The 5,654-nt window shown below is 56.1% G+C and carries 1 protein-coding gene and 2 rRNA genes; 2 read left to right on the top strand and 1 reads right to left on the bottom strand.

What is annotated here, in order from left to right; all coding sequences use genetic code 11:
• On the bottom strand, positions 1-181 hold a 181-nt coding region (locus ACX80P_RS16880; RefSeq protein WP_459279254.1), incomplete at its 3' end, for a hypothetical protein.
• On the opposite strand from ACX80P_RS16880, the gene ACX80P_RS16875 reads away from it, so the two are divergent.
• Both ACX80P_RS16875 and ACX80P_RS16870 read left to right on the top strand, forming a co-directional pair.
• Positions 181-1,713: ribosomal RNA gene (locus tag ACX80P_RS16875) — 16S ribosomal RNA — on the top strand. The genes ACX80P_RS16880 and ACX80P_RS16875 overlap by 1 nt on opposite strands.
• Positions 1,714-2,338: 625 nt before the next feature.
• Positions 2,339-5,496: ribosomal RNA gene (locus ACX80P_RS16870) — 23S ribosomal RNA — on the top strand.
• The 16S and 23S rRNA genes sit together here, the layout of an rRNA operon.
• Positions 5,497-5,654: the final 158 nt, after the last annotated feature.

Below are 5,654 nucleotides of genomic sequence, written 5' to 3'. Positions count from 1 at the left end.
TCCTGTTGTTTGAGAACTCAATAGTGTGCCAAGTTTGTTGATACCGATTGTTTTTTGATTGGTTGAATTTGCTGGTTGTTGCCCGTTTCGGTGGGTGGTGGCTGGTTTTTTTGGCTGGTTTCGAATTTTGTGCAGTGGTGGCGCCCGTTTTCCCGGGTGTTGTTGCTGTGTCTGTATGCATTTACGGAGAGTTTGATCCTGGCTCAGGATGAACGCTGGCGGCGTGCTTAACACATGCAAGTCGAACGATGAAGCCAGCTTGCTGGTGGATTAGTGGCGAACGGGTGAGTAACACGTGAGTAACCTGCCCTTGACTCTGGGATAAGCCTGGGAAACCGGGTCTAATACTGGATACGACCTTCTGGCGCATGCCATGTTGGTGGAAAGCTTTTGTGGTTTTGGATGGACTCGCGGCCTATCAGCTTGTTGGTGGGGTAATGGCCTACCAAGGCGACGACGGGTAGCCGGCCTGAGAGGGTGACCGGCCACACTGGGACTGAGACACGGCCCAGACTCCTACGGGAGGCAGCAGTGGGGAATATTGCACAATGGGCGCAAGCCTGATGCAGCGACGCCGCGTGAGGGATGAAGGCCTTCGGGTTGTAAACCTCTTTCAGTAGGGAAGAAGCCGGCCCTTGGGTTGGTGACGGTACCTGCAGAAGAAGCGCCGGCTAACTACGTGCCAGCAGCCGCGGTAATACGTAGGGCGCAAGCGTTATCCGGAATTATTGGGCGTAAAGAGCTCGTAGGCGGTTTGTCGCGTCTGCCGTGAAAGTCCGGGGCTTAACCCCGGATCTGCGGTGGGTACGGGCAGACTAGAGTGCAGTAGGGGAGACTGGAATTCCTGGTGTAGCGGTGAAATGCGCAGATATCAGGAGGAACACCGATGGCGAAGGCAGGTCTCTGGGCTGTAACTGACGCTGAGGAGCGAAAGCATGGGGAGCGAACAGGATTAGATACCCTGGTAGTCCATGCCGTAAACGTTGGGCACTAGGTGTGGGGGACATTCCACGTTTTCCGCGCCGTAGCTAACGCATTAAGTGCCCCGCCTGGGGAGTACGGCCGCAAGGCTAAAACTCAAAGGAATTGACGGGGGCCCGCACAAGCGGCGGAGCATGCGGATTAATTCGATGCAACGCGAAGAACCTTACCAAGGCTTGACATGAACCGGAATGATGCAGAGATGTGTCAGCCACTTGTGGCCGGTTTACAGGTGGTGCATGGTTGTCGTCAGCTCGTGTCGTGAGATGTTGGGTTAAGTCCCGCAACGAGCGCAACCCTCGTTCCATGTTGCCAGCGGGTTATGCCGGGGACTCATGGGAGACTGCCGGGGTCAACTCGGAGGAAGGTGGGGACGACGTCAAATCATCATGCCCCTTATGTCTTGGGCTTCACGCATGCTACAATGGCCGGTACAAAGGGTTGCGATACTGTGAGGTGGAGCTAATCCCAAAAAGCCGGTCTCAGTTCGGATTGAGGTCTGCAACTCGACCTCATGAAGTTGGAGTCGCTAGTAATCGCAGATCAGCAACGCTGCGGTGAATACGTTCCCGGGCCTTGTACACACCGCCCGTCAAGTCACGAAAGTTGGTAACACCCGAAGCCGGTGGCCTAACCCCTTGTGGGAGGGAGCCGTCGAAGGTGGGACCGGCGATTGGGACTAAGTCGTAACAAGGTAGCCGTACCGGAAGGTGCGGCTGGATCACCTCCTTTCTAAGGAGCGCCTCGAATCGTTCCGTCCTCGTCCTGTGTGGTGGGGGTGGTGGTTCGCAGGAGTCAGCCCATAGCGCGGGCGTTTGTTCCGCGGTGGGTGCTCATGGGTGGAATATCAACGGATAGGTGCCTGGTGTGTCGTCGCCGGTTGTGAGTACGTTCTCCTTGTGGGGGGTTCTGGAAAGCGCTGCTGGTGGGGGTGGATCGGGTTTTACTGTTTGGCACACTGTTGGGTCCTGAGATAACAGGGCCTCATGTTCGTCGTGTCTGGTGCGTGCTGGTTCCCTGTGGAGGGGGTCGTCGTCGGGTCGCCTGTTTGTGGGTGTCCGGTCGGTGGTGTTCTCCGGGGGGTGGTGCGGGTCGGGTGTGGTGGGTGTGGGGTGTGTTGTTTCTGGTTTCCCGCGCAGGTCCTGCTCGTGTCCCGGTTTCCGGGGTGGGTGGGGGTGTGTTGGGGTTGTTGGTTGAGAACTGCATAGTGGACGCGAGCATCTTAAAAATAAGAAGCAATTTCTAAGAATAATCTGGTTTCGATGCGCAGGCGTGTGGTTGTCGGGGGGAGGAATCCTTCCGGGAGCGGCGTGTGTGTGTTCGGGCCTGGTTTTCTCGATATGTTTTTGATCTTAGTGGTCAAGTTTTTAAGGGCACACGGTGGATGCCTTGGCATCAGGAGCCGAAGAAGGACGTGGGAATCTGCGATAAGCCTGGGGGAGTTGATAACCGAACTGTGATCCCAGGATGTCCGAATGGGGAAACCCCGCCCGGCGCGCGAGTGACCGGGTGACCCGTATCTGAACACATAGGGTACGTGGAGGGAACGTGGGGAAGTGAAACATCTCAGTACCCACAGGAAGAGAAAACAATAGTGATTCCGTCAGTAGTGGCGAGCGAACGCGGATCAGGCTAAACCAGTGGTGTGTGATAGCCGGCGGGCGTTGCATCACTGGGGTTGTGGGACTTTCCGTTCCAGTTCTGCCGGACTGGTGAAATGAGTGCGTGCGTATAGGTGAACGGGTTTGAAAGCCCGGCCGGAGAGGGTGTTAGTCCCGTAACCGTAATGCGTGACGCCGTTTGGAGAGGATCCCAAGTAGCACGGGGCCCGAGAAATCCCGTGCGAATCTGCCAGGACCACCTGGTAAGCCTAAATACTCCCTGATGACCGATAGCGGACCAGTACCGTGAGGGAAAGGTGAAAAGTACCCCGGGAGGGGAGTGAAATAGTACCTGAAACCGTGTGCCTACAAACCGTCGGAGCAGACTTAGTTTCTGTGACGGCGTGCCTTTTGAAGAATGAGCCTGCGAGTTAGTGTTACGTCGCGAGGTTAACCCGTGTGGGGAAGCCGTAGCGAAAGCGAGTCTGAATAGGGCGTTGCAGTGGCGTGATCTAGACCCGAAGCGAAGTGATCTACCCATGGCCAGGTTGAAGCGACGGTAAGACGTCGTGGAGGACCGAACCCACTTCAGTTGAAAATGGAGGGGATGAGCTGTGGGTAGGGGTGAAAGGCCAATCAAACTTCGTGATAGCTGGTTCTCCCCGAAATGCATTTAGGTGCAGCGTTGCGTGTTTCTTATCGGAGGTAGAGCTACTGGATGGCTAATGGGCCCTACAAGGTTACTGACGTCAGCCAAACTCCGAATGCCGGTAAGTGAGAGCGCAGCAGTGAGACTGTGGGGGATAAGCTTCATAGTCGAGAGGGAAACAGCCCAGACCACCAACTAAGGCCCCTAAGCGTGTGCTAAGTGGGAAAGGATGTGGAGTTGCCCAGACAACCAGGAGGTTGGCTTAGAAGCAGCCACCCTTGAAAGAGTGCGTAATAGCTCACTGGTCAAGTGATTCCGCGCCGACAATGTAGCGGGGCTCAAGTACACCGCCGAAGTTGTGGCATTCACATAGATCCCAAGCCGGAGACTTGTTCTCCTGAGTTCAGGGGTGTGGATGGGTAGGGGAGCGTCGTGTGGGCAGTGAAGTCGCGGTGTAAACCAGCGGTGGAGCCCACACGAGTGAGAATGCAGGCATGAGTAGCGAAAGACGGGTGAGAAACCCGTCCGCCGAATGATCAAGGGTTCCAGGGTCAAGCTAATCTGCCCTGGGTAAGTCGGGACCTAAGGCGAGGCCGACAGGCGTAGTCGATGGACAACGGGTTGATATTCCCGTACCGGCGAAGAACCGCCAATACTGATCGAGGGACACTAACCGCCAGAAGCATGACCGCCCACCCTTCGGGGTGACGTGGTTTTTTGTGGATCGCGGGACCTGATCTCGGGAGGTAAGCGTATTAACAGGTGTGACGCAGGAAGGTAGCCGAGCCGGGCGATGGTTGTCCCGGTCTAAGGATGTAGGGCAGAACGTAGGCAAATCCGCGTTCTTGTGTTCGATCACGAGCCTGAGATCTGATGGGACCCCTTTCGGGGGGAATTCGGTGATCCTATGCTGCCGAGAAAAGCATCGGCGCGAGGTTCCAGCCGCCCGTACCCCAAACCGACACAGGTGATCAGGTAGAGAATACTAAGGCGATCGAGAGAATTATGGTTAAGGAACTCGGCAAAATGCCCCCGTAACTTCGGGAGAAGGGGGGCCCCAACCGTGATGGCGACTAGCTCGCCGGAGCGGATCAGGGCCGCAGAGACCAGGGGGAAGCGACTGTTTACTAAAAACACAGGTCCGTGCGAAGTCGCAAGACGATGTATACGGACTGACTCCTGCCCGGTGCTGGAAGGTTAAGAGGACCGGTTAGTTTCACGCTTGCGTGGGACGAAGCTGGGAATTTAAGCCCCAGTAAACGGCGGTGGTAACTATAACCATCCTAAGGTAGCGAAATTCCTTGTCGGGTAAGTTCCGACCTGCACGAATGGAGTAACGACTTCCCCGCTGTCTCAACCATAAACTCGGCGAAATTGCAGTACGAGTAAAGATGCTCGTTACGCGCAGCAGGACGGAAAGACCCCGAGACCTTCACTATAGTTTGGTATTGGTGTTCGGTGTGGCTTGTGTAGGATAGGTGGGAGACTGTGAAGCGTGGACGCCAGTTCACGTGGAGTCATCGTTGAAATACCACTCTGGTCACTCTGGATATCTAACTTCGGCCCGTAATCCGGGTCAGGGACAGTGCCTGATGGGTAGTTTAACTGGGGCGGTTGCCTCCTAAAAAGTAACGGAGGCGCCCAAAGGTTCCCTCAGCCTGGTTGGCAATCAGGTGGCGAGTGTAAGTGCACAAGGGAGCTTGACTGCGAGAGAGACATCTCAAGCAGGGACGAAAGTCGGGACTAGTGATCCGGCGGCACATTGTGGAATGGCCGTCGCTCAACGGATAAAAGGTACCTCGGGGATAACAGGCTGATCTTGCCCAAGAGTCCATATCGACGGCATGGTTTGGCACCTCGATGTCGGCTCGTCGCATCCTGGGGCTGGAGTAGGTCCCAAGGGTTGGGCTGTTCGCCCATTAAAGCGGTACGCGAGCTGGGTTTAGAACGTCGTGAGACAGTTCGGTCCCTATCCGCTGCGCGCGCAGGAAATTTGAGAAGGGCTGTCCTTAGTACGAGAGGACCGGGACGGACGAACCTCTGGTGTGTCAGTTGTACTGCCAAGTGCACCGCTGATTAGCTACGTTCGGATGGGATAACCGCTGAAAGCATCTAAGCGGGAAGCCTGCTTCAAGATGAGATTTCCATACACCTAGAGTGTGAGAGGCCCCCAGCCAGACCACTGGGTTGATAGGCCGGATGTGGAAGCAGGGACGAAAGACCTGCGAAGCTGACCGGTACTAATAAGCCGATAACTTACACCACACACCCACCCCCACCACGAGAACCCCGCCCGGGCAACCAGGCAGGCAACCCACCGGTGAACCAGGGACAGGGTGAAGATCACATGCTACGCGTCCACTATGCGGTTCCCAACCAACAACAGGAACCACCACCGAGCCCACAACTCGACACAGCCACAA

Source organism: Arthrobacter arabinosi, assembly GCF_054511115.1.
This window is presented reverse-complemented; position numbering and strand designations above follow the sequence as displayed.